Origin of the sequence: Aquimarina aggregata (genome assembly GCF_001632745.1) — a bacterium.
GTDB lineage: Bacteria > Bacteroidota > Bacteroidia > Flavobacteriales > Flavobacteriaceae > Aquimarina > Aquimarina aggregata.
Genome location: NZ_LQRT01000002.1, coordinates 682,920 through 709,713, shown reverse-complemented (window position 1 = coordinate 709,713; position 26,794 = coordinate 682,920). Strand labels below are relative to the sequence as shown.

General features: G+C 31.1%; 19 protein-coding genes. 8 read left to right on the top strand and 11 right to left on the bottom strand.

Annotated elements, in window-relative coordinates:
• Positions 1-295: 295 nt before the first annotated feature.
• Positions 296-3,187: an NACHT domain-containing protein gene (locus AWE51_RS04905; protein WP_066310261.1), complete on the top strand. Its 2,892-nt coding sequence runs from the start codon at positions 296-298 to the stop codon at positions 3,185-3,187.
• 1,247 nt (positions 3,188-4,434) lie between these two features.
• Here the strand turns inward: AWE51_RS04905 and AWE51_RS04900 are convergent.
• On the bottom strand, positions 4,435-5,109 hold the full coding sequence (locus AWE51_RS04900; protein ID WP_066310258.1) for an NAD(P)H-dependent oxidoreductase: 675 nt from the start codon (positions 5,107-5,109) through the stop codon (positions 4,435-4,437).
• Positions 5,110-5,329: 220 nt separating this feature from the next.
• Here AWE51_RS04900 and AWE51_RS04895 point away from each other — a divergent pair, with 220 nt between their 5' ends.
• Both AWE51_RS04895 and AWE51_RS04890 read left to right on the top strand, forming a co-directional pair.
• On the top strand, positions 5,330-5,674 hold the full coding sequence (locus AWE51_RS04895; protein WP_066310254.1) for a winged helix-turn-helix transcriptional regulator: 345 nt from the start codon (positions 5,330-5,332) through the stop codon (positions 5,672-5,674).
• A 299-nt stretch (positions 5,675-5,973) separates the two neighbouring features.
• Positions 5,974-7,203, top strand: a complete 1,230-nt coding sequence (locus tag AWE51_RS04890; RefSeq protein ID WP_066310253.1) for a serine hydrolase domain-containing protein — start codon at positions 5,974-5,976, stop codon at positions 7,201-7,203.
• Between the two features lie 101 nt (positions 7,204-7,304).
• Here the strand turns inward: AWE51_RS04890 and AWE51_RS04885 are convergent, their stop codons facing one another.
• The 7 genes from AWE51_RS04885 to AWE51_RS04855 form a co-directional block, all read right to left on the bottom strand.
• Positions 7,305-8,117: an SDR family NAD(P)-dependent oxidoreductase gene (locus AWE51_RS04885; protein ID WP_066310250.1), complete on the bottom strand. Its 813-nt coding sequence runs from the start codon at positions 8,115-8,117 to the stop codon at positions 7,305-7,307.
• A complete protein-coding gene (locus AWE51_RS04880; RefSeq protein ID WP_262482899.1) occupies positions 8,110-9,024 on the bottom strand; it encodes an LLM class oxidoreductase in 915 nt (304 codons plus the stop codon). The genes AWE51_RS04885 and AWE51_RS04880 overlap by 8 nt, the downstream gene beginning before the upstream one ends.
• A gap of 125 nt (positions 9,025-9,149) precedes the next feature.
• Positions 9,150-9,995 carry an enoyl-CoA hydratase/isomerase family protein gene (locus tag AWE51_RS04875; RefSeq protein ID WP_066310246.1) on the bottom strand — a complete coding sequence of 282 codons (846 nt, stop codon included), beginning with the start codon at positions 9,993-9,995 and terminating at the stop codon, positions 9,150-9,152.
• Between the two features lie 133 nt (positions 9,996-10,128).
• Positions 10,129-10,989, bottom strand: coding sequence for a helix-turn-helix domain-containing protein (locus AWE51_RS04870; protein WP_066310992.1), 861 nt, complete (start codon positions 10,987-10,989; stop codon positions 10,129-10,131).
• 214 nt (positions 10,990-11,203) lie between these two features.
• The gene (locus tag AWE51_RS04865) at positions 11,204-13,213 is read right to left on the bottom strand and encodes a serine hydrolase (protein WP_066310245.1); all 2,010 of its coding nucleotides are present in this window, start codon (positions 13,211-13,213) and stop codon (positions 11,204-11,206) included.
• Positions 13,214-13,311: 98 nt separating this feature from the next.
• The gene (locus tag AWE51_RS04860) at positions 13,312-14,166 is read right to left on the bottom strand and encodes a hypothetical protein (RefSeq protein WP_066310241.1); all 855 of its coding nucleotides are present in this window, start codon (positions 14,164-14,166) and stop codon (positions 13,312-13,314) included.
• Positions 14,167-14,338: 172 nt separating this feature from the next.
• Positions 14,339-16,168, bottom strand: a complete 1,830-nt coding sequence (locus AWE51_RS04855) for a serine hydrolase domain-containing protein (RefSeq protein WP_066310235.1) — start codon at positions 16,166-16,168, stop codon at positions 14,339-14,341.
• Positions 16,169-16,384: 216 nt separating this feature from the next.
• On the opposite strand from AWE51_RS04855, the gene AWE51_RS04850 reads away from it, so the two are divergent.
• Together AWE51_RS04850 and AWE51_RS04845 are read left to right on the top strand one after the other, a co-directional pair.
• The gene (locus AWE51_RS04850; RefSeq protein WP_066310232.1) at positions 16,385-17,386 is read left to right on the top strand and encodes a sensor histidine kinase; all 1,002 of its coding nucleotides are present in this window, start codon (positions 16,385-16,387) and stop codon (positions 17,384-17,386) included.
• Positions 17,386-18,081: a LytR/AlgR family response regulator transcription factor gene (locus AWE51_RS04845; RefSeq protein WP_066310229.1), complete on the top strand. Its 696-nt coding sequence runs from the start codon at positions 17,386-17,388 to the stop codon at positions 18,079-18,081. The genes AWE51_RS04850 and AWE51_RS04845 overlap by 1 nt, the downstream gene beginning before the upstream one ends.
• Before the next feature lie 132 nt (positions 18,082-18,213).
• Here the strand turns inward: AWE51_RS04845 and AWE51_RS04840 are convergent, their stop codons facing one another.
• Positions 18,214-19,128 (bottom strand): hypothetical protein, encoded by a 915-nt coding sequence (locus AWE51_RS04840; RefSeq protein WP_066310227.1) that lies wholly within the window; start codon positions 19,126-19,128, stop codon positions 18,214-18,216.
• Between the two features lie 103 nt (positions 19,129-19,231).
• The gene (locus AWE51_RS04835) at positions 19,232-20,293 is read right to left on the bottom strand and encodes a helix-turn-helix domain-containing protein (RefSeq protein WP_066310224.1); all 1,062 of its coding nucleotides are present in this window, start codon (positions 20,291-20,293) and stop codon (positions 19,232-19,234) included.
• Positions 20,294-20,662: 369 nt separating this feature from the next.
• Between AWE51_RS04835 and AWE51_RS04830 the strand changes: the two genes are divergently transcribed.
• Entirely contained in the window at positions 20,663-22,540 is a 1,878-nt protein-coding gene (locus tag AWE51_RS04830; RefSeq protein WP_066310222.1) for a hypothetical protein, read from the top strand.
• 167 nt (positions 22,541-22,707) lie between these two features.
• Here the strand turns inward: AWE51_RS04830 and AWE51_RS04825 are convergent, their stop codons facing one another.
• A complete protein-coding gene (locus tag AWE51_RS04825; protein WP_066310216.1) occupies positions 22,708-24,300 on the bottom strand; it encodes a TAXI family TRAP transporter solute-binding subunit in 1,593 nt (530 codons plus the stop codon).
• Positions 24,301-24,742: 442 nt separating this feature from the next.
• On the opposite strand from AWE51_RS04825, the gene AWE51_RS04820 reads away from it, so the two are divergent.
• Together AWE51_RS04820 and AWE51_RS04815 are read left to right on the top strand one after the other, a co-directional pair.
• On the top strand, positions 24,743-25,921 hold the full coding sequence (locus AWE51_RS04820; RefSeq protein WP_066310213.1) for a glycosyltransferase family 4 protein: 1,179 nt from the start codon (positions 24,743-24,745) through the stop codon (positions 25,919-25,921).
• Complete coding sequence (locus AWE51_RS04815; RefSeq protein ID WP_066310210.1) at positions 25,914-26,789, top strand: hypothetical protein; 876 nt, start codon at positions 25,914-25,916, stop codon at positions 26,787-26,789. Before AWE51_RS04820 ends, AWE51_RS04815 begins: the two co-directional genes overlap by 8 nt.
• Positions 26,790-26,794: the final 5 nt, after the last annotated feature.

Genomic DNA, 26,794 nt, shown 5'->3' with positions numbered 1-26,794 from the left:
GTACTATAATGTACTTGCGTTATGTCACTTTGCTTTGGGAAAAGAAAAGTTTATTACTTCTACATTTGCTTTAAAAGTTTTCTAACGAAAAGTTCCTTTAAAAAAAGCAATGGAACACTTATTACCCGAAACGACAGTAGGAGAGTAGGGGAATGTGTGTGGAATGGAGTTATTGTCGATAACGTTAAATTAGAGCGAATAAATTATAATTATACTCTTATTTATTACACAAATAAAATTACTTTTATGTAATATTTATTAATTATCAATTAATCTATTTTAACCAAATATCTAAATGGAGTCAGAGAAAAAAATAGAAAAACTAAAAAAATTAAAATTCACAGAATTAGCAGAACTTGTAATTGCGATATTTCAAAAATTAGATTATAAAAATTTAAGTATAAAAAATGAAAGGTGCATTATTGGAGATATCAAAGCAGGAATAACAACCGATAGACACGGTTTATTGTTATTCAAAGATGCATATACTGGTTCGAAAGCTGATCTCACAGAGTTTATAAAAAAAATAACAGATAATGCAGAAAAATATGATTTTCATACTTGTTATATCATTAGTACAATGAATATTTCTCGTGGTTTTAAGCGAAAAGTTAACTTGAAATATAATATTGAGTACGTTGATAGAGATTCATTAATAAAATTGGTAGATGAAAATTTATCAAATTTCTGGAATCACCAAGATATAGAATTACTGGAGTATGAAAAGTATTATTTGGAAAATATAGCTAAGGAAGATGAGCTTAAAAGATTAAAAATTTCGCAAAATACTTATGAAAAATTATTGAATATTTTCATTGAGCCTAGAATTTATCAATTAAAAGAGGATAAAGAATCTAATATGCCAATGCAAATAAAATATGATAGTAAAAAAATATTAAATATAAAGACACCTGCTATAATTTCAGGAGATACAGGAGCTGGGAAATCTACTTTTTTAAAGAAAATAGGTGAGAATTGTATTATTGAGGGTGATAGTAAAGAAAGAAGGAAAATACCAATCTATGTTTCTGCAATAGATTTAATATCTAATGATTACGATATTGAAAAATCTGTCAATGCTATATTAAATGGTTTTTTTAAAGGTAACTATGAAGTTGCATTGGAAACCAGTAATATTTTGATATTAGTAGATTCTATTGACGAATTCGATTTAAAAGTTCAAAAGAAAATAATAGTAGATTTAGAAAATTTATATATAGAAGATAAATTAAACTATTTTGTTGCGACAAGGCATACGGATAGCAGCTTTAATGATTTTATCAATCAAAAAGTTTCATATTTTAATATTGAAAAATTCAATAATCATCAGATAAAAAGCTTTATTACAAGATTTTTTCCTGATAGTTCCTCAAGGGCAGAGAACTTAATTAATGCATTAAAAGAAAATAGAATTTTAGAACGGTTACCGATTACACCATTATCTATTTCTTTGATATCCATTCTATTTGAAGAAAAAAACTTTGAAATTCCAGCAACAATTTCAGATATCTATGATAATTTTAATCAACTTCTTTTAGGTAAAGCAAATGTAGAATCACGTTTCGAATTTATAGATATCAATTTTAAGGAAAGAATACTTTCTCTATATGCTCTAGAAATTATGTCTAGGGAAAATAAAGTTCCTATGAATAAGGATGAGTTTATAGGTTATTTTGAAGAATATTTTTCCAACAAGACACAGCCACTCCCAGAGAATAAGCTCCAAGAGTTTCTATTATACTTAATAGGAAATACAGGAATATTGTTTTTAAAAAATGGAAGCTATGTACAATTTAAGCACGATTCTTTTATGGAATATTATTGTGCAATAGAAATATTCAAACATCAAAGAGAGAAAGAACATTTATTGATTAATAACTTTTTTGATCCAAATTGGCAAAACTCTGCTATATTTTATGGAGGAAAATCAAGAGATATGGCTAAGTTTTTAGAACAAATTACTGATAAAGTAAAAAACGCTAATAATCTCAATAATTACTTTAGTGGAGTTATGGGAATTGGTTATTTGTTACAGGCACTTTACCAAACGGATAATGTTTTAAGAAAAGAATCTTTGCTTGTTGCTTTGAATATAAATATAAAAAGCTATGAAATACTTACCAAAATCGCATCAGATGAACAGGTAGTAACTTTCAAAAATGCAAAGTTGCCTTTTATTGCTATGATTAATCTATTTTTCTTTTTTGAAAACTTCAATTCAATTACAATCAAAACGCCTTTGGAACTAGCTTTTGATGATACATTTAAGCAATATCAAGAAAATTACGACGATTCTACACTAGGATATAAATCTTTAAAATTAGCCTTAACCTTAAATTCTTCTAGAATAAACTCAGATTCGCAATTAGAAAAATTGATATATGATTCTTCGTTTTTAAACAACCCATTACTTAATGTTTTAGCTGATTTAGGAGTCTCATTATTTAAAGGAAGTAATTATAATGATCTTAAAAAAGAGATCGGGAAGCATTTTAAGGGAGATAATAAAGTAGCTTCTTTACTTTTAGATACACCAGCGAAAAAATTACGATTTACTGGGCTTGATCAAATTAGATCTAAAAGAAAAGTAAGTATTTATACTGAGGGAAAAACAGATGCAGAAATAATAGAGCACGCTTTTATGAAATTAACTCAAAACTCTGATCCATATTGGTCAATAAAATCAAGTGGAAATTTGAGTGGAGGAGCTACAGAATTAAATGGATTTTTAATGAAATGTTCACCTAAAGTTGAAGATGATGAAATTGTGATAGGTATATTTGACAATGATGCGAAGGGTATAAGCGAGTTTAAAGGGTTGAAAGAGAATATTTACAAATTAGTAGATGGCTCTAATAGAGTGAAAAAACATATTAATAAAAATATTTATGCTATAAAATTACCTATACCTGGATTTAGAGAGCAGTACGTTATGCAAGATCAAGTTTTTAATTATTTCTGTATTGAACACTATTTTGATGATCAAATCTTAAATCAACAAAAGATGATTAAGCCTACAGTTATTCCAGATATTTTCGAAATAAGTAGCTCAAAAAGTGCAAAAAGTAAGTTTTCTGCATATATCAGAAAGATAAATGATCCTAAGGTATTTAGCAACTTTAGATTTTTATTTCAACAGATAGATTCAATAACGGGAATAGATGAAATAGATTATCAAGATGAATAATAACATTATGTAAAATAGAACCTAAAAATTTAAAAACGGCCTCAGAAAACTTTGGCATAAACAATAGGCAAAGGAGCGTATCTATTTTAGAGGTTTAGTACAAAGGTTTAATCAAAGCTATACATATTGATTCTTGTTGTTAGTAATCTTATGAGTTAGAATGCTTTCTAAAATATAGCGATTGAGCGCCAACGCCACAGGCTCGCTACTCACTAAAAATGTCTCCCAGACATTTTCTTAACGTTCGTCCGTGTTTCCAAAGTTTTATGCAGCCTTGATTTTTTTGTTTAGCTCACAAGGTTAATATTTTTTTAGAGGAGTTCGTGAATCTCCTAAAGTCGATTTCTTTTTGTATCAAGAAAAAAAGATAAGCATTATTAACAGCATGTGCATAGAAATTATCTCGTCAGAGTAATTTTATGCTTATGCGGGAACCTTCACGAGAATCGCGTAAAAACTTTTTTTACGGATGTTTTATCGAATAAGCGATTTATAGGCTACCTAAAAGTGTTTGGTTTTTTTTGGTGCGGGCTATGTGGTTGGATATTGTGTGTAGAGAAAGATGCCATAATTGGTAGCAAACCACATCAACTCGCTAATAATTCAAAAGATTCTCAATCTTTAGAATTATTCCGTACATAACGGCAAATTATAGCTACAATACGTGACAAAAGAAATTATCCATTGGATGATTACTTTTGGTGGCGAGATGATGCGGCTGCGAATGTTTCAGCAATAGTTTTTTTTGGAATTATGATGACCCCAGTAGCTAATATTGCTATGAAATAGAATTATTGTGGGATTATTTTACATAGTATTACATTATAGCTACTAATGTAACGGGCGTGTCGTAAAACGGCTTTGACATAATATCTATCGATATAATACGCTGGCGCGTACTTATATCTGATATTATATCAAATACGTGGTATTCGCCGTTTTGCTTCAATAAATACATTTGTACTATAATTTATATTATGTAAAATAGAATATTTCCAACCACTCCTGCACAACCTTTTCTTTTCAATTTCTTTTCAATATGATTTTAAGTCAAACAAACAACGAATACTTTACTTCTCATATAACTTCATTAGAATTTAATATTTCGCACTACAATCCAGAAAATTTTAAATACGCGATTCTCAGCGATCGACATTTTGCCATAATTTGTACAGAATATTTCTCATAGCTATAAATCGCGTATTTGATACTTAGTTTTAAATTTTATCTAATTTTTATACCATGTTTTATTTCCAGGTAATGATGTCTTCAAAAGCACGTCTAGATTTTGGGAATGCTGGATCTGCTTTTCGGTAACCAAAAGCCAACATAAATGATAATCCGTATTTATCTGTGTCTACATCAAACTTTTCTCTTAATACTGCTTCTGCTTTTTCTTGATGAAAACCTTCTATGGGACAAGAATCAATTCCTGTTAATGCAGCAGCAGTCATCATATTCCCTAAAGCAATATAGGTTTGTTTAGAAGACCAATCGAATAACTTCTTGTCTGTATCTAAATTAAAATCACGGTCCTGAAACTCTCTGTAAAACTTGGAATACGTTTTAATAACATCTTCTGGAAATTGTTTTACATCTTTCATCATATGCCTAATATAATCAGCATCGTGTTTTACCATTGGTGCTTTCATGCTTAAGCCTAATATAAAATGGCTAGCTGTATCTAATTTTAAAGGGGCTCCCCAAGCAACAGGTTTTAATAACTCGCGTAATTCTTTATCCTGAACAACTATAAAATGCCAAGGTTCGAAACCAAAAGAACTTGGTGATAAATTCGCTGTTTTTAGGATAAAATTAATGTCTTCGTCTGATACTGTTTTGGTAGCATCAAATTCTTTGGTTGCATGTCTATAAGTAAATGCATTTAAAATTTCGTCTCTGGTAATATTTGGTATGTTCATTATTAAATGGTATAAGTTTAAAATATTTATACTATCAAAAGTATAGTTAGTTTTGATTTCTTACAATAACTATCAAAAATGATAGTATAAATTCTGAATAAAAAATCCAATTAACCAATTGTATATCAGGTTATTATGAGTATGTTAAATTTACTATAAAAAGTATAGTTGTATTATTTATTATAGTGTTGTAATTTTGTAGCACTCAATACAATATCTTATGTATACATTTAAAGGAAAAGAATATCCATGTTGCGCAAGTCTAACTATGGGCATTATTGGCGGAAAATGGAAAACGGTTATATTATATCATTTAATTGAAGGTCCATTACGCTATAACGAGTTAAGAAAAGAGATGCCAACAGTTACAGAACGTACGTTAAGTTTACAGCTAAAGACGTTAGAAGAAGATGGAATCGTTAAAAGAAAAGTTTATACCTCTAAGCCGCCTTTAAAAGTAGAATATTCGTTAACCGATTTTGGAAAAACCCTAATTCCGGTAATCATATCTATTGCAGATTGGGGTGTTTATGCTGTTGAGAATAAAGGAGAACTGGCAGTATAAAATCATCTAGACCAGAACTATACTATCCCATACCATACATAGTACTCCCCTCCTAACGTTTCTTAGATGATAAGCCGTTCTGTTGCCTCATCATAAAGGAGTTCATAAACCCTCTATTTCGTTTATAAAAGAATAAACAAAATCACTTAGGGCTCTGTCAATATGGAATGTATTGTAAACTTTTTGAGGATAAATTACTCTGTAATTTGATAATAATCAGGATTAGTACGTGCATAAGTGTAACAAAACGACCAAAATTCTATCTTATAGTTTATAAATCAATCAAAAAATCATTAAACATGTCTAATCAACAAAAAACAAAATTGGTACATCTTATGGGTACCATTTTTTTAGCTGCACTATTTTCTATACCGTCTTATGCAGCTTTGCCTACTATAGCTGTAGCTCCTGTGATAACAAAAAAAGACCAACCAACCGATTCATTAGTATATAAACAGTTAGATGATTTGAGTCTAAATCAGTCAAAAACTCGTATGGATAAGGGTGTTATTCGCTCTTTTAATGATCATCTTATTTCTAAATCTGAAATGGATGCTTTTATAAAACAGCAAATGGACTCACTTGATATACCAGGATTGTCTATAGCATTTATTAATGATGATAAAATCGTATATCACAACGCATTAGGTGTTAAAAACAACGAAACCCTAGAAAAAGTAGGCAATGCTACAATTTTTGATGCCGCCTCTATATCTAAAACCGTATTTAGCTTTTTTGTTATGAAAATGGTTGATGACGGTCTTTTGGATTTGGATACACCATTATATACGTATATGGAATATCCAGATATTGCCTATGATGAGCGTTATAAATTAATTACTGCTAGAATGGTGTTATCACATACTAGTGGATTTCCGAATTGGAGATTTTTGGATCAAAATGGAAATTATAACCCCAATGGCAAACTTACCATACAGTTTGAACCAGGAACAAAATTTCAATATTCGGGAGAAGGCTATGAATATCTTGCTAATGTTGTTGCACATCTAAAAGGTGTGGACAAAAATGGATTACAGCGTTTAATTAACACGAGCATTTTTAAACCTCTAGCAATTAAACATACAAGTTTTGTTTGGAACGACTATATAGAAAATCATCGTGCAGATGGTCATTTAAAAGGGAAACCAAATAAAGGATATAGCAGTAACGCCAAAGATCCTAATTTTAAGGCATCGGCTAGTTTACAAACAGAAGCAAAAGAATTCTCAAACTTTTTATTGGCTCTTATGAATGCTAAAATCTTATCAGAAAAAAGCCATCAAGAGCTATTAAAAATACAGTCAAGCTCTGTAGCAACTAAGAAGTCAAAAGCTCGTAAATATGGATTGGGTATTGCTATAGAAGAATCTGATTATGGTACGAATTACTTTCATGGAGGCGATAATTTGAGCAGTACTGCATTATATATGTTTAATAAAGAAAAGAAAGTGGGTTATGTTTTTTTTACCAATTCAGAAAAAAGAAATAGCTTTAATAAAAATCTACGAGACTTTCTTTTAACGAAGTAATTATCTAGATACCTACTTAAAGCTCCAAAGCATGTGTTTATGCTTTGGAGCTTTTAAAGTATTGTTAAGTATGGGCATTACACTCCCCTCCTCTTATCGATTTATGGCTGATTGATTAATTGCTTTGTACGTTCTATTAATTTTGAAATTAAAACGTCATCATAAGCATCTGGATGTGCTTTTGCAAACTCCCCTTTTGGGTTGCCTTTATCGTTATCAAAATAGCGTCCAGTTATGTCATTGTATTCTTCAGAAACAGCTAATTCGTACAGTATATCCGATCCTTTTGTTGCTGGCGACCAGTGCTGGCCATAGGCTTCATTAGCCATGCGTGTATTTAACAAAGAACCTGGGTTAACAGCTAGTACCGAAATATCATGATACTGTTTCGCTAAATCAAAACTCCACATCGTTAATGCCAATTTACTTTGTGCATATGCTTCACTAACAGTATGCATAGCTAACCCGGCTAATGTAGCATCAGTAACATGGGATTGTGCTGCGGAGCTTAAATTAATAATTCTTGGTGTCTCTGATTTTTTTATAATTGAAAGAATCTTATTGGTTAACACATAAGGTGCCAAATAATTTACAACTAATCTAACATCAAATCCTTTAGAACTACTGGTCGAAGTCTTAAATATACCGGCGTTATTAATCAATACATCTAATTTAGGTATTTTATCATTGATCTGAGCTGCCATTTTTTGAACATCATTTAAATCTGAAAAATCAGCAACAAAGCCATCGATTTTCTCGTTGTTTGATAGTTCTTTAATTTCTAAAACTACAGCGTTTAGTTTTTCTTTATTTCTTCCGTGAACATAAATGGTATATCCATCTTTAGCCAGCTTTATGGCTGTTAACTTTCCGATTCCGTCTGTGCTTCCTGTGATTAAAATCGTCTTATTCATCTTGTTTTGTTTGATCTTTTGAATGAAATTCTGGCAATACATTTTTAGAAATTGCTTCTAAAGTTTTCTCTATATTCATCGTGTTAAAACGCAAGTTTAATGCTAAATGATTGACACCAATACTTCGTAATTTATCTAAATAATCGGTTAGATAATTTATTCCTAATCTAAACCCTAACTGAATCGGTTGTGGTTTGGCATTAGGATCTTTTAACACATCTAAATACATGGGTTGCATAAAAGGTTTGTCGTACTCTTGCGTTTCAGCCACCAATTCTCTGTATTGTCTAATTGTATTATTTTGGGTATATAAATCTCTTGGATAATTCATCCAACCATCTGCATTTTTAGCATTCCACTCTAAAGTTTGCCTGCTACTTCCTGTCATTAATAACGGAATTTTATGGGTTGTTGATTTTGGTAACATATCAATATTTCCTTGTAGAACACCGTGGTTCTTTGTTTCATAAATTGGAAAATCATTCTGAAGTTGTCGTATGTAGTTAAATGATTCTTGAAACAGTTCACTCCTATTTTCATAATCGATCCCCATTGCAGGATATTCATCATATCGGTCTCCAGATGCAACTCCTAATACTAATCTTCCATTAGATAATTGGTCTATTGTTGTTGCGGATTTTGCAATATTTAGAGGGTGGTGTAATGGTAAAGCAATACTTGAAACACCTAGGCTTATTTTGGTAGTTTGTCCTGCCAAAAATCCTAAATAAGTAAACGGATCAAAAGTTTGACCTGCATCACCAAATGCGGGAACATGAAACGGAATATCTCTAATCCAGAGTGCTTTAAACCCTAAAGCTTCAATCTGTTTAACACGTTGTACATGATCTTGCATGGTTGGAATTGCGCTTGTCGAATAATTTTCGATAGGCACCACTACACCAATACTCAGTTCATTTTATTTAAAAGCGGAATTATAAGCCTTATTTATCTTTTCAAATTTCATATAACGATACAATAAAAACGGATGTCATAATTTTAAATAGAGCATCCGTTTTGAAAAAAATACTACTAATTAATTTCTTGCAAATCAATTAACATAGATTCCCAATTTTTTTGATTTTCATGATCAAATTGAGCTCCATTTTCATCAGCAATTGTAAAACGTTTAATCGCTGGTGTTTTACTTGTCGCTTGGAATAATTGATAAGCTTCTTCTTTTAAAGCTTCCTTAATAGGCAAATCAATTGAAGCATATACTGCGCGTTTACAAGCAGTAATTGAGTTTGCGGGAAATTTTGAAATACGTTCTGCCAAAGCATCTACATAAGGTCCAATTTTATCTGAATCGAGTGCTTTATTAATTGTACCATATTTTTCAGCTTCATCTGCATCCCAATCTCTGGCTCCTAGAATAATCTCTAGTGCTTTACCAAGGCCTGCTTGTCTAGCCATACGTGATGCACCTCCACCACAAGGTAAAATCCCCATACCGACTTCCATTTGCATGAATTTAGCTTTTCCTCTAGCGGCAAAACGCATATCAAGGGCTAATGCCATTTCGTGCCCGCCACCTCTGGCAAAACCTTCAATTTTAGCTATGGTTGCTTGGGGTACATTGCTTAGTCGCTCTAATACTGACTGTAAGTCTAATAGTTCTACTTCGTTTCTTGGCACTGCTTCGGTAGACATATCTCTAAGTAAATTAGTATCATAATGACATACCCAATAGCCAGGGTTTGAAGATTGAAAAACGACTACCTTAACACTTCTATCTCTCTCTAATCGTAAACATAGACTATTTAAGTCCGCAAGCATCTCCTGTCCTTGTACGTTTACAGGTCCAAAGTTGATATCGATTATTAAAATCCCGCCTTTTTGCTCGGCTGTAAATGTTTGAAAATTTTTATACTCCATGATTTATGGATTTTTAAGTTACTACTGTTTTATTATGTGATAATTACAGTACAAACTTACCTTAGAAACCCAGGGTTTATTTGGTAGAAAACCATGTGTTATTAGTAAAAAAAAAGGTTTGTAATAAGAACCCCTAGACTAAATTAGCTTTAAACTCACTAAGACTAATATTTTTATAGGTTTTAAAGGTTTTATTTAGGTGGCTAGAATCTGTGAAACCAAGTTCTAAAGCAATTTCTGAATCTTGAGAATCGGTATATTTTAATCTAGTTTCAACGAGTTTCAATTTATAGTGAAGAATGTATTTTTTTAATGAAACATCGGTGTGCTTTTTAAAGTACTCACTGATATAATTACTGGCGATATGAAATTCATTTGCCAAATTTTTAGTAGATAACAACTCAGGATTGTAAATATTAGAATGAATGTAGTTTATGATTTGCTGGATTTTTGAAGACTTAACTTCCTTTATCGTTTCTATATTTATATACTGAATATTTCTAGCAATTAAATGAAGTATAACAGATAACGAATTTTCAATGATAAAGATATCAAAAGACTGTCTATTCAGATATTCGTTAGCTACCATATTTACAAGAGAAACTAAATGTTTTCTGTCAGGATCTGATTCAAACTGCATTTCTCTAAGCTGATGGCTTTCACTATTTAAAATTTCTTCAATTTTACGAAACCAATGATTAATGGGTAAACGTGTATTTTGAGAACTAGAGTTTCTAAAAAAACTCTTTAGGAATTTAATAGCAGTAACTGTTGTTGGTGTTTCTGCTTGAATTATGTAAATGTCATCTGGTACAAAAACGAAAATACTGCTTGCCGAATAACTAACTTTTTTACCATTTATTTTTATGGCACCATTCCCTTTTTCAATATATACAATTTCAAAAAAACGTATCGTCGTATATTTACAAAATGTGAAAAATGTTTCCTCTTTATAGTGATGAATTACGATATTTTCGATAATGGTTCTTGGCACACCATAAATATATAACAAAATTCAAATTAGGAAAGATGTTTCTAGACTAAAGCCACTCAACAAACACCCCACTTCACTACTATTCAGGCCTAAGGTTCTGAATGATATGGAGATATACTAAATGTCTCCTGCTTCTTAAAAAAGTAACTGTTTTCTAGCGATGAAAATCATTTAAGTATTACAGGACGATACGTTTTTATTATTGTTTATTTTCTTATTTGATATTCTTAATAAAAGCGGGTAAAATTCGTTCTGCGATTATTTGCAGGGTGCTGTTATCGTTTTCATGAGAAGTAACTACAATTACAAGGTCAAGTTCCTCAATCAAAATGATATATTGACCACCACCACCTTGGGCAGATCTACTGAAATAACTTTTTTTGCCAGATTTTAAATCTGCACTCCACCAGTAATAACCGTATCCCTGATTAGAAACATCTTTACCTCCTCCATAAATATCATCATCACCCGTATATAGAATTTTATATGTTGCTTTGTTTATAAATGCTTCTGGTACGAGCTGTTCTCCATTGTATTTACCTTTGTTAGCGGTCAAAATCCCCCATTTAACCATATTTCGTGATGTCATACTTGTGCCACTTCCTGATCTTGGCAGACCACTGATATCGGTTTTCCAATCATAATTTGTGATGCCCATTTTGTCAAGAAGTTCATTTTTAATGAAGTCTTTGGCAGATCCGGGCACAACGGCATCAAGAACCTGCATCGCCAATACTGGATCAAATTGATATTTAAAACTTTGAGATGTAGCAGTAATAGGTGCACTATGCTCTAGGTAAGCTTGTACTTGGCCCTGACCTTTTAATTGATTTGGGTTTTTCTCGATTTCCTCACTCTGTTTTTTACTAATACGGATACCAGAACGCATAGTCATTGCCTGATGTAATGTGATTTTTTCTACACCTTTAACAAATTTTGTTGGATCCAGATCTTTGAGAAAACTTACAAGGGGTTTGTTTAGATCTTCCATAGACAGATATCCTAATTGAATGGCGCGACCGATCGCTAAACAGGTATACGCTTTAGTGGCCGAAGCTTGGAAATGAGGCAGATTAATACGACCTTTATTATAATAGGATTCAAAAATTAACTTGCCTTTGTGAGCAATAAGAAAGCTGTCAAAAGGATCATGCTTGTTGTCTGCGATCTCCTGTGCCAATTTAAGAATCATCTCTTTATTACCGCCATCTACACCTAATTTACCAATAGGAATACCGTCTTTTATATCTTCTGGTGTTGTACTGATATATGCATTGTTAAGCTGCGGAATTTCCCAGAAAGAAATTTCATTGTTATTACTTGAAACATGACTCATTAAGGATGATAACCAAGCGACACTGCGAACTACTGTCATAGGGAATGCAGTTTGATGAGTACCATCAATCACTTCTCTTAGTACGGATAACCCATCATCTCTTCTATTTTTTAAAAGACTAACAAACTCCTCGATAGGTTCCATCTCTTCTTCTAATGAGCCATATGAAATAAAAACATTGGCATTCAGGCTACTACTTTTATCTGATGCCTTATAAGGTCCGAATTTCGTATTAAGTTCGGTGAGATACTGAACTTCATTTTTAATCGATGGACTGCCAAGAATATAATTATTAAAGGTATCGGGTTGAGTTAACAGTATATAAGCGCCAAATTCCCCACTCATTGAATATCCAAAATACGTACGACTGTTCGGATCAGTTCGATAGGTATTCTCAACATACTTAATTACATCATTGCGAATAAAATCCAAATGTTTATCAGCTTGTCCCAATTGGTATTTTTCTTGAATTTCAGGTTTATTTGATTTACGAAAGCTGTAATCTCGGAACCGACTCACATGCACTCCTATTTCTTTTTTCAGGTTTTCATTTATGTCTTTCTGCCAAGAAATTCCAACTAGAATCACATCTTCTAACATGTATTCTGTTGCTCCAGATAATATTTCGAGATGCCACATAGCGTCTGTATAATATAGAACAGGATAAGTTTTATTATTGTTCTCAGAATAATCTTCAGGCAATTCTATATAAAGTTCATAGTTTCTTTCTGTCGTAGTATCTTTTATTGGAACAACCTGAATATGAGGTGACACCAAGGAAGTTCCTTCTCTATTTGAGGTAAACTCTTTTATACTATTTTCTTGTGCAAAAGTAATATTTGTCAGTATTAGAAATAGTAAAAGGAATAGTCTTGTTTTGTTTATCATAATTTTAATTATGTTTAAATATTTGCTTTGCTATTTCATTTGGTTTTATGACGTGGTTGGTACTCTATTTTTTGAAATAATTGTTTAGTTTTTAAGAATTATTGTTTGGGTCTTAGGTTCTCGATAACCTGAGCATCTACCCAATAAGGGTTTCCAACCAAATATTTACTTCCATCTGCTCTAACTTTTTCATCTCCCTTATAAAAAAACAAGTATTTACCGTCGGGTGTCACTCTAGGGCTCTGGTCATACAATCCTGTGTTTATGGTATCGCCCATATTAATTGCTGCTCCCCATGAACCATCTTTTTGTCGAAAACTAATATAGATATCTGCACCATAATCACCTTCTTTCTCAACATCCCACATTAAATAGGATTCATCTGGAGCGATAAAGGGGTGGGCAACCCATTTTCCGGTATTAATCACTTTATCTACTGGTTTAGGAGCTTCTCGCACACCGTTTATAAGTTGAGAATATTTAAGAACGCCATCCCCTTCTCTAGTATATTCATCAATATAATAAGTTCCTTTATCCGATACCGACAAACCATGAATAGGGATATCTTTAAAAGGATCAAGACTTTTCATTTCTGACCAACCAGGATTGAATTTGTCCCTGTATTTTTCTGTATCTGTTGATAAGACAGATGCACTGCTCCATTTATGATTTTTATATTGCATAATGAACAATGTGCGCTTTTTATATTTTCCACCGTATCTACTAAAATAAAACTCTTTCATATCTGGTGTAAAATCACCACCAAATTCTACATACTCTTCTGTAGAAACAATACCAGGAGCAAATAACTCCGGAATCAGACCTGGGGGTTTTTGGCCAAGGTAGCGATCTTCTAAAGCTGGGAAATCAGGGTCATTTACACTACTTTTTTGAGCAAAAGCATTGTTTAACCAAATAAAAGATGTAAATAATAATATTTTAGTAATTTTCATTGTTTGCGTTTATATACTTGTGTTTGTAATTTTTATAATTCTAACTTACTAGATTGACTTGTTCACTAAAAGAGCTACTTCGTTATATTCTAAATCTGCTACCCTTTTTACATTTCATAATCTTTATCATTATTAATTACTTGATGGTCAGATTAACATATAGGAATTTGATTTATTGATTTTTTTGTAATTCATTAAGCCTGTGCTTGACTTCGTTATTTTTAGGATTTAATTCAAGTGATTTTGAGTAATTTAAAATGGCAAGATCAATTTCTCCTATTTTTTCACAGGCTTTTGCATAACTTTCATATACTTTGAAACTATTTGGATAGAGCATCATATTTAATTTGAAAGTGTTTTGCGATAGTTTCATTCTGTTATCATGGTAAAAATCATACCCTACATCATTAATGTGATCTTCAGTTACTTTAGGGTTATTAGGGTCATGTTCGATTAAAGTTCTATATGCTTTAAATGCATTTTCAAAATCATCTTCAAGAAGGAATTCTACAGGATCTTTTTTATCAGTATCTACCTTGGCAAAAGTTGAAGTTATTGTTCCATCGTCGCGATTAACATAAAGTAACTCGAGCGTTTCATTTTCAGAATTTGGTTTAAATTGTATAAGCCGACTTGAATTTCTTCTAACAAAACTACTATCCGAGACTTTGACTAGTTCTTCAGTTTCTACATCAAGTATATTTTTATAGAATAATAGATTGTCCTTTTCAAAAACTTCTACAGTTGCTACATCAGATTGGTATCTACCAGTAATTTCATCAACTAAAGCTTGCTCAATTTGCATTTTTTCATATATCGGAACATACGCATCCCAATTATACGTTTGGGCTACAGATCGAATCACTTCTGCATTAAACTCTGGAAAAGTAGAGTTAGTCATGACAACCACACCATATCCTTTGTCTCTATGAGCCACAATTTCAGCATAGAAACCTGTGTTCCATCCGTGATGCCTTAAGTAGATTTCTCCCTTTCTATTTAAAAGCTGAAACCCTAATCCCAATGTAAATGACCAAGCAGTATTACTCACTCCATATGGTGTACCCATTAATTCTGTCAGATCTTTTGATAATCCTTTAGTATTCTTACCTTCTAGCGTTTGCTGTACGTTGGTTAGAAATTTTGCGTAATCCTGAGCAGTTGTCCATAATCCAGCAGAAGCCATTGATGGCTGAATCTTTCTTCTACCTTTTACCATAGAACCATCGGTTAAATAACCAGTTGCTGCCTTCGTTAATTGCGCTGTTGTAAGCGATTGGTTAAACGTACTATTGTTCATTTCTAAAGGTTGTAACACGTGTTCGTGCATGATCTCTGGGAATGTTTTTCCTTCAACATCCAGCATCATTTGTTGAATAGGTACATAGCTAGCATATGCAAAACGAACACTTTCACCAGGCTCTTTGTTAGTAGTAATTGGTTCATTTTTAGCTGGATAAGTTCCGTTTAAAATATCTACAAGTGTTGGGGTTTTTTCATTTGCATTATATGATCCGGTTCCACGAGGGTATATTCCGGCAGAATGATTTAAAAGATTTTTTATGGTTACTTTCTTTCCTTTAGTAAATTCATTTTCTGGTACTTTCCAGGATTTTAAGTACCTGTTAATGTTTTCATCTAAGACTACTTTATTTTGTTCAACAAGGCGTAATGCACCGTAGGCTGTTACCGGCATACTAGTTGCCGCTGCCTGGAAAAGGGTTTGCTCTGTAACAGGAACTTTACTTTCCTTATCCATCACACCATACCCCTTTGCCCAGGCAATTTCACTATTATGTATGATTGCAATACTCACACCTGGAATACCATAGTGTTTCATTCGTTCTTCTATAGACCATGTAGAATCACCCTCTATATGCACCCGAGTTGTAAGACCAGTTTCTACCTCTTTAATTATATCAATTTTGGTATCAGTATTTGATTTTTCTGCACATGATTGAAATAGAATTATGGTTAAAAGAACCGAGATACATTTTTTCATACTAATGATTTTTTATAGAATGATTGATTGTTATAAGACTTTACTTTAATTAAATGTTCAATAAAAATATAGCATAATTCATATCATATACCTTAAATTGGATGAAGCCAACAATTAAATGATAAAACCATTTCGTCATTGATATAAGGCTTTGGTAAAGAAATTATGGCGATTTGTATTTATAGGTATTATCTTTATTTTTTAATAAAAGAATTTATGATTAAAAAATCTTTGAAACACGCCATACTCATTAATATAGGAGCTTTCTTGTTGGTTTTTATACTTGAAACATTGAGTAATTTGTTTTTTAGAGATAATTTTGATACTAGTTTTTCTTTTTATGTACATGGACTTAATTATACTGTTATGATAATGGGTTTCATTTGGTTAAATCATTTTGTTCTTATTCCTTATTTCTTAGATAAGAAAAGGTATTTTGCATATGGAATACTACTTATCGGGAGTATGCTTATTTTTTCCTACTTAAGAACGAAAAATTGGTCTGGTACTTCTAAAATATTCTTCTTTCTTCTTTATACAACAGGAGCTGGTATGGCTGTTTTTTTCTTAAGAAGAAATATGATCATCCAAAAAAAAAATGAGGAGAAAGAAAAATTACAAAAAGAGATGGAGCTTAACTATTTGAAGGAGCAGGTGAACCCTCATTTTTTATTTAACTCTTTAAATAGTATTTATTCCCTTTCAAGGCAGCAATCACCAGAAACTTCTGATGTTGTAATGCAGCTATCAGAATTAATGAGATACCAGCTAGAGAGCTCTAAAAAAGATACTGTTTTATTAAAAGAAGAGCTTGAGTTTATAGAAAATTATTTGTTAATTGAAGAAAAAAGATTAAGTAAACGTTGTACTATTGAATTTTTAATTAAGGGAGATGTATTAGAATTAAGTATCGCTCCAATGCTACTTATCCCATTTGTCGAAAATGCTGTGAAACATGGTGCCCAAAGTACGAATGAACAGAGTACAATTGATATTTCTATCACTATAAAAAACACCACCCTTTATGTTTGTGTAGTTAATTCAAAACCCAATATGGTTGCTGCATCAAAAAGAGAAGGAATGGGTCTTGAAAATGTGAGAAGACGTTTAAATCTATTATATCCTAATTCTCACGTATTAGAAATTGATGATATGGAAAAATTATATCGTGTAAATTTATCTATCGATTTAACAGCTTCGATATTAAAAAATAGTTAATGATTAAAATTGGTATCATAGATGATGAAATACTAGCACGTAAAGTGTTAGAAGAGTATTGTGCTAAAATTGATAATTTTGAATTAGTATTAAGTACAGGGAATCCATTGGAATTTATAAATTTTATTCAACAAAATGAAGTTGATCTCATTTTTCTGGATATAGAAATGCCCGAACTTAATGGCATAGAAATTTTGCGTTCTATGATCAATCCGCCTAAAGTTATTTTAACTACGGCTTATTCTGAATATGCATTAGAAAGTTATAACTATGGTGTTATTGATTATTTATTGAAACCTGTAAAAATTGAACGTTTTTTGAAAGCCATAAACAAAGTTTCTGCTTCAAAAATAATACAACCTAAAAAAAATAGTGGTACTAAAGAGCTTCAAATAAAACATGATGGTATGCCTGTTAATATTTCATTTCAATCAATTCTGTATATTCAGAGTTTTGGAAATTATTTAAAAATATTTACAGATTCAAGAATGTACCTGATCTCTGAAACACTGACTAATATCAATACCTTATTATCTGAAAATTTTCAGCGTACACATAAATCATATATTACCAATTTAGATAGAGTCACAAAGGCAACCAGAACATATTTGTTAATAGACAATAACAAAGTACCGGTGAGTGCTACATACAAGATTATTGTTTCTGAAAAATTAGAAGTTTTAGCAAAATCATAAAATGATTTATGTTGATTGTAAGACGCACCACTGATACATGCAATTTGAAAACAAGGTTTTTTAATTTCGGATGAAAAACAAAATTTCATCCGAAATATTTACTTTAATTAAACAAAATTCAAAATACCTTAACTATTCTATTCCAAATGCCTCACTAAGCCCCTGTTTAAAAAAACCAAAAAAAGGTGTATCATGACCTCCGTTTCCTGTTAATATGTTGGCGTTTTTCGACTCTAAAAAGGCAACTTCTTCTGCCGTAAGACTACCTACAGCTTGGTCTGTTGCTCCATAAATGTAAGTTAAGTTGGATAAGTCATTAACAGTATTGAGAAGTTGCGTATATCGATTCATACCTAATCCAGCGGCCAATCTACCGATATTTCTTTCAATCACATCCATACCTGGTTCAGGATCTACTATGGGAGTCACTCCATTTTCAAAAAAACCAAATCTTCCTTCAGAAAGCCCTTGCCAAACAACATCATTTATATCTAATCTTCCTGTAATAATTAGATATTTATCGGCACTATCTATTCCCTTTTTGGCAATAAGTTCTTGTGTGATAAAGGCACCAAATGAAATTCCTAAAACATAAACGGTTCTACCCTGATCTTTAAAATATTTGATAACTTGATATAATGGTTCTATACTTTCGGTATTAAAACTAACGGCTTGAGCTAATGTTATATCATTGCCTTGTAAAATAGTTGGGTTAAGTGTTTGTGCTTGGTGTACATTTACAGTTAAAATATCGGTAGTATTAAAATTTTCAAAAATGTTATCTACTAAATCTGTACCGAGTTCTATATCGGGGCCTGCTTGGGCATTGATTAGAACTGTAGGTGCACTTTCATTTCCTTTAAAATAAATTAAATCCTTAATTTCTTGCGATATTCCAACAGGAGTTACTGGTGTAGGATTTGCAGGTGACTGATCATCATCCTTAGCACAGGAACATATAAAGATTGAAAAAAATGCAATTAGAATTAAATTGGTAACGAAATGATAACAATTAGAAATTTTCATTTTTGAGGATACTCTTTTCATTAATGTATATTTTTTAATTTATTAACGTAAAAGTATAGTTGTCAATTAAATAAAAAAGTCTTTTTAGTGCTGAAGAAGTACTAAAACGATAGTATCATACGAATCAGGACGTTTTTTGAAGTTTTCTAAAAGCTCCAGGGGACATTTTTAAACTCATCTTAAAAGCACTATAGAATGCACTCTTTGATTTAAAACCAACTTCCATACCTATAGCTTCAACAGAATATTTATTAAATACGGGATCATGCAATAGATCTTTAGCTGCTTCAATTCGATACTCATTTACAAATTGGATGATACTTTTATTGATTTCCTGATTTACAATTTGTGATAAGACCCCTTCACTTATTCCTAAGAGAATTGCTAGTTCTAACCTACTTAATAGAGGGTTTTTGTATAACTCCTCCTCTTCCATTAACTGATAAAGTTGAGTAATGATTTTTGAAGTAGTCGCGCTTTTTATTTTCCTATTGATCTTGAGGCTAGATGTCTTTTTTGAAACTAAATACTCATGTATTTCTTCCTTTTGGGCTATTATTTGTAGTTTAAATACTCCATAGTACAAAATCCACCACAAGAATAAAGAAAGCAATATCCATAACATATAAATAGTATATACTGAATTGAATATGTAAAATTCTATTCTAGTAAAAATCCAATTTATAATAATACCTATAATAAAAAGGTTTACTCTTAACAACCAACGTCTTTTATCGTCTGAAATACGAGTAGCATTTTTTATTAATTTTCTTCCCCAAAAAATCAAAAATATATTTAATGCAAAGGATGTTAAATCTTTAATGTAGTATATCAAAATATCAAAAATAGAACCATACAGATCAAGTAAGAACATAGAAATTTCAAGAAGAACAGAACAAACGAAAGGAAGATACATCCATTTATATCTATTGTTATTTAGAAGCTCATGCTTAATTTGAATTATAAAATAGGTGAATAATGTAGCTGCAAATAGCATATCTAGCATGAAAAGGTTTAAAATTTCAAAAGCGATATTATCTATGGTAACCCCAAGCAAATCTAAAAGGATTAAGGTAGCAATTAGGAATAAGGATAGCGAGAGATAGTTATTGGCGCGACTTTTATAAAAAGAAGTCGTAATTAAAGCGATACTTACAAAATATCCCATAATGGCACTTGCAATCATGGCAAAGTTTAGAATTGTTATATCCAATATTTGTGAAATTAATTATAGTAATATTCCCTAGTTATAATATAAACTGATTATTCATTTACAAGAACAAAACTAGTTTTTTCATGGAATTAAACGGTAGTATCCTTAATAAATACTACTAAAGAGTAAACATTTATAGCGTACATATTTAAATTATCAATTGATAATTAGGTGTTCATATAGCGTTTCGCATGTAGTACAATAACTCAAAATATTCCCGTCAAATCCCCATTAAAAAAAGGGGGTTATGTCAAAAAAATACAGTTAAAGGTCTCTTTTTCAAAATGTTGATAGATTATATTTTTGAGAATATTAACAAATTAATCTTAAAAATTATATAAAATGGGGTTTATTCTAAAGGGAAATCTGACGGGGGAAATATGCAAAGATTGTAAAGAACCATTATTTGGTTCTATTGTACGCTTTTACAGAGTAGAGAATCTAGATATTGATGTTGTGACACAAGTATCAGCAAATCCAAAAGATACGTTGCAAATTTTGGGAGAAAAACAAATCAAAGCTAAATCTAAATTATTGTTAGCTGAAGCAGAAATTGATGAAAAAGGAAATTATGAAATCGAATTAAAAGGAAAATATGCTGAATATGATGGACCTATTATGATCGATATTGTAACAAAACGTGTTTATAATCAAAAAAGTAAAGACCGTGATTCTATTCAGTTTACACTTACTACATTACAACCAAGATGGAGACAGACTGAACAGGGGGTTGTATTTTACTGGAAACATTGCATTAACAGTCGTTTTTGGTGTAGAATACGTGAATTATTTGATGCTTGGGTAATTTGCGGAGTATTACTGGATTGTAAAAATGACAATATTCCAATTCCTGGGGTTAAAGTAATTGCAATGGATGATGATTGGATTCATGATGATGAATTGGGATCGGATACTACAAATAGTAACGGACATTTTAGAATAGATTATAGCAGTAAAGATTTTAAACAAACATTTCTTTCTCCTTTGATCAATATAGAAACACCTTTTCCACCTTTTAATAGCGGACCGGATGTATATTTTAAATTAGAATACAATGGTAGTTCTATAGAGTTCGAAAAACCATCTGATAAAAGAAATAATGTGGGGCCATGTCTTTGTGTAAGGCTTTGTTTAGAAGAAATCGTGATTACTGAAATTCCAATTCCAGCATCATTTACCAATATTGGGTTAACCCGAAGAATTAAAATACAAGATGAAATTAATACCGCAAACGGAAAAACATTGCGGGCAGGGTTTAATGAATACGCGTTTTATAATACTATTAACCTTATCGGTACCATTACTCAAAAATTAAATGGCAATCAAATGGAATATATGTTTGAATACCAAGAGGTTGGTGCGCCTAATAATATTCCTATATCAGGAGGTTGGCTTCCTGTAACACCAGATATGATTCCTCCTACAACCATCGGTAATCATATTACCCTTACCGGAGATCCATCAAATCCAGTATTAAAAACACCATATATTACAGATGGAATTGCTCCCGATATTAATTTTAACGGAAATTGGATTCCAGTACCAGAAGAAAGTAATTTTGAGCCACATCAAGATACTACAATTCTTAAACTTAATACTGTTTCGCTAACCAATTTGACATCTTTGAATATGGCATCACCTACATCAGATATTGGTACAGCAACTGTTTCTGCAGGAAGACCACATACCAGAAATCGTTATTTCGCCATTCGAATGAAACAACGTGAATTAAATAATATAGCAACAGAAGTTATAGCTGGAACCTCTAAGCCTATTGCGATTTTTAATGTTGAATATAATAATGTAAATAAACACGGTAATTGGGCACCAGACATAAAAAATAATCAACGTGCTTCTGTTTCGGTCAATATTGATGAAATTGTTTCTGCAACTACTGGTTGTAATAAAATTACTAATGCATTACATGTAAAATATCATGCTAGAAACGAAAACTTGTCTTCTGTATCTCTATCCATAACAGGACCTAAAAAACCAGGTCAAAATTTTGGATTTGCTGCCATACCATTAATGTTGGCACCAGAAACATATGGATCTGCTCAACTTATTAATTTACCAGAATCAAATCCAATTAGTCTATTTGATGTCAATGACTTATTACCTTGTGCATATACTGTACATTTAAGCGCAAAAGTGAAGCTAACAACGGGAGATGGTGAGCCCGGACCAATACAGGATTTTATTTCGTTCTGTAAAGTATAAGTGTATATCAACCAAACTTTAAACTAAAAAGAGGTACTATACTTTTAGTATAGTACCTCTTTATTATATCTTGAATAAATTACTTATAATATTATTAAGCCTAGGTAGTTTTTGAGATATCAGGAATACTGATTATTTCATCTAAATACTTAATTTTATCTAGTTACTTATTTTTTAATTTCGAAAAATTCAGATAATCTTTCATAATCACTACTTTTCAGAAACCCCGCAAAGAAGTAGCTACGTAATTCTTCCAGCTTGATAGTTTCGCCATCGCTTATAGCATGAAATAGCCTTCGGTGTAACCCATTATTGAAATCTTCAACTATTACATGAAATTCCTTTAATAAATCTTTATAATCATTTTCTGTTATTGCTCCTATTTTGTAATCTGAAAATGCATTGTTAATAGTTTGAAGTACTTTTTGAAACCCTAAACAAAGTTCTGATACTCTGTTTAAAGAGTTATTATTTAAAATTGGTGTTTTTATACCCCTAGTTGCATTGGTTATTTCATATTCAAAAGTTAAGTACTCTTGATATATTTCAGTAATTACTCGATAATATTTTGATATTTTCAAGCGTGAAATTGAAGTAATTAAAAATAAAATTATAATAAAAGAAGATATGGAGATTGTTAAACAGAATAAAATAAAACTTTGAAGCAAACTAGTCTTTTCTTTATTGAATTTATCAATTTTTGAGTCAAATTCAATTTCATCAAGTTGACCAATTATATCTTGATCTATTTGTCCAGAAGAAACGGACATTTTAAATGCTGTTTTACCTTTTTGAAGTAATTTAAGTACCTCTATGATTGTATTGTTAGTAATATCCTTTGATGCGATTAGATTTACATAAGACCCTGTTGTAGTTATGACTTTTACATCTTTAAAATTATATTTTCCCTTAAAATCAGCAAATCTTAGATTGAGATTATAAGTAGAATTTACTTTTACTATTAATGCTGGGTCTATACTAATCATACCATAATTGTCATTTTTTACTAGTTCTTTAAACCATGGAATCGGATCTCCAACAAGAGAGAACAAAATATCTATATCTTTTTCTTCCATGAGATGTTTTTTACCATCTTTATTGTTATATGAGTAAAGGGGTTTTGGATCAAAATCTTCAATTGTATTTAAAAAGTATGAAGTTAAAAGCCTTGTTCCACTGCCATGTGGACCACCATTTATTCTCGCATTATTCAAAAATGCTTTTGTAAATATATCTGTTTTAAGCTTTAGAACAGGTTTCTTTGAAGTTGCGGCTATTTTTGAATCAAGTTTACGAACTGATTTTTCAAATGCATCTTTTCTATAGAAAATATGTAATCTTTCTAGATAAAGTGGAGTAATATAATTTGCTTGTGAACGAGAATAATCATTTGGAGGAGCAGTCACTTCGTTCACCAATCCAAAAGAATTAGATCGTGTAATGACTTTATTTAAATTATCTAATGAACCAGCAGTTTCCTTTGACTCTACAATGAAATCATATTCTTTTTTATTCAAAGTTTCTGTTTTCAAATACTCGCCTATTTTAATATAAAAACCGCCAGGAGCACCAGAATAAAACTTGAAGTTTTTACTTTGGCCAAAATACATAGTAAGAAAATTTTCAGCTGGAGCTTTATATTCAAAAGTAAAATGATATATTCCTACTGAAACAAAAATTGCAATGATTTTGATAGCATTACGAAGTTTAAAAAACCTCTTTATAGACTCTAAATTAGTTGGTAAATCAGATAAATTCATAATTAAGAAGTTTAATAATATTAACTATCCTTATCATTTAGTTAATAAAGAAAAAATAATGATTTATATACTTCAGTTGATTTAAAAATCATTCATTAAAGGATGGTTAAAAGTCTTTGTCAATACGAAATAAATTTATTGATATCAGATCTATAATAAAATACCTGTTAGTGGGTATTTATGATGTTTAGTAGATTTTCTTTCCTCACATATTACCACTTCACACCTATTTGATTTTTTGTATACTTGTAGATATGCGTCTCATATAACATGAATTCTATGCCTCATTCTCTCAAGGGTTTGATTCATTTGTATGGATAGTCAATTAATTAAATTCATGTCACAGTCAATTTGCAATTCTAATTGTGTTTTCAGCTTTTCTAATGCATAAAAAAGGAATTAGATGACAAATAGATATTATATTTAAAGCATATATTATAATATGATTACTAAACCCGAGTATGTATATATTGCATTTGATTTATTTCCTTCGCAAAAAGGCGCTGCAACACATATCAACCATTGTTTAAAAGCTTTACAAAACACGTTTAAAACCGGATTACTTATCTGTTTGGGAAATGATGACATGCCTGTTTTTCAATTTGATAAAGAAAGAAATCTTTATGTGTATCGGTGGAAAGAAAAGGTAGTTAATTTTTTAGAACGCACTCAAAAGTTTCAAGCAAGTGTATTAGAAATTTTAAAAATTCCGCTTTGCCAGGCAATTAAACTTATCCATTTTAGAGATATCTGGGGTGGAATTCCGGCGTTAAAAACAGATTTAAATTGTAAAACTGTATTTGAGGTTAATGCGTTTTCGCATATAGAATTGCCAAATCGATATCCCAATATTAGTGAATCGGTATTACAAAAAATTAAAAATTTTGAAGACTATTGTATTACTAAATGTGATGTAATAATAACTCCTTCAAACGTAACCAAACGATTTATTAAGGATCATTTTAAGATTAAGTCATTAAAAATTAATGTGATTCCAAACGGTGTTCAGTATTATGATTCAAATATTTTAGAAACCAAATACGACTCTCCTCACCCCTACATCCTATATTTTGGAGCGTTACAAAAATGGCAAGGCATTAAAACACTTCTAAAGGCCTTAAAAGAAATTGATGATTTAGATATTAGACTACTTATCTGTGCTTCGGTTCCCGAGAAACGTACACTAATTTATCATGATTTAGCCAAAAGTATCGATGTTTACCATAAGGTAGATTGGTTATATGAGCTAGACAAGCAACTACTAGCTTCAAAAATTAAAAACGCTCTACTTACTGTTGCACCACTTTCATCCTGTAATCGAAATATTATACAGGGCTGTAACCCACTTAAAATCTTAGAATCTATGGCATATGCTACACCTGTTATAGCCTCTGATATTCCTGTTGTTCGTGAACTAATAAATGATCATAAAACAGGATATCTAGTACCTTCTGACAGACCAGAATTATTAGGTAGAAAGATCAGAACCTTACTAGAAGTACCTAAAGAATTAAAAAAAGTAGGTTTAAATGGAAAAAAAGAAATTGAAAAAAAATACCTTTGGGATTATCAGGAAGATAAAATGAAGAACATATATAAAACAGTACTTTTACATGATTAGAAAAGCACTACAGCTTGACGGCCAACGGTTTCGTAAAACAAAACAGTTTAAAGCAAAAAGGCCAAGTGAATACTGGTTGCTGTTTTTTAAGAAACATGTATTGTTAAAGGAAAAATGGAAATTTAAAACATTTCATTTATTAGCATTAGTTCCCGTACTTTTGATATTCTTGTTTTATACTACTACGTCAGACAGTGAAACTACAATTGTAGTTGGTTTTATTAGTACGTTTATTACAATAGCGGTATTAACTTTTTTAGCAGGTAGTTCCCCTAAAGCATTTGTTCCTATTGATGAATTTGCTGAGTTGGCTAAATTTATAATTTATACTAAAGGCGATATTTATAAAAACATTATCAGTTTACGTCTAAATGCCGGACAAATTGAAGATGCCGCAAATCTACTTAAACCAGAAGATATAGGATTTAAAAATAGTTCAGGCACCACATATAAACCATATCAATTAGAGCGTTTTTTTACTCAATTTGTATTTAAAGAGGGAAGTTCTTGCATGGTATCTCTTTATCAAATTTCATTACGAGTATCCTCTACAAAACGAAGAAGCAGCGGTAAAGTCAAAACAAAAATAAAGCACAAGCACAAGTTTTTTTATCAATTGATTTTAAAATTAAAAGAATCGGATTACTCGATCTCTGATACCTTTTCAACAGATACCTATGATATAACTGTGAAAAATGAAAATGGCTTCAATTTAGTAAAAGTAAAATGTAAAGAAAAAGTGAGTCAAATTGCTTCAGAAGTAAATAGTGCAAATAAGCACGGTATGTCAATTTATACGAAAATGCTAAAATATCTAGTTCATGAACAAGTACTAGTTCCAAAAAGAAATCAAAAACTAATAAATTAAACACG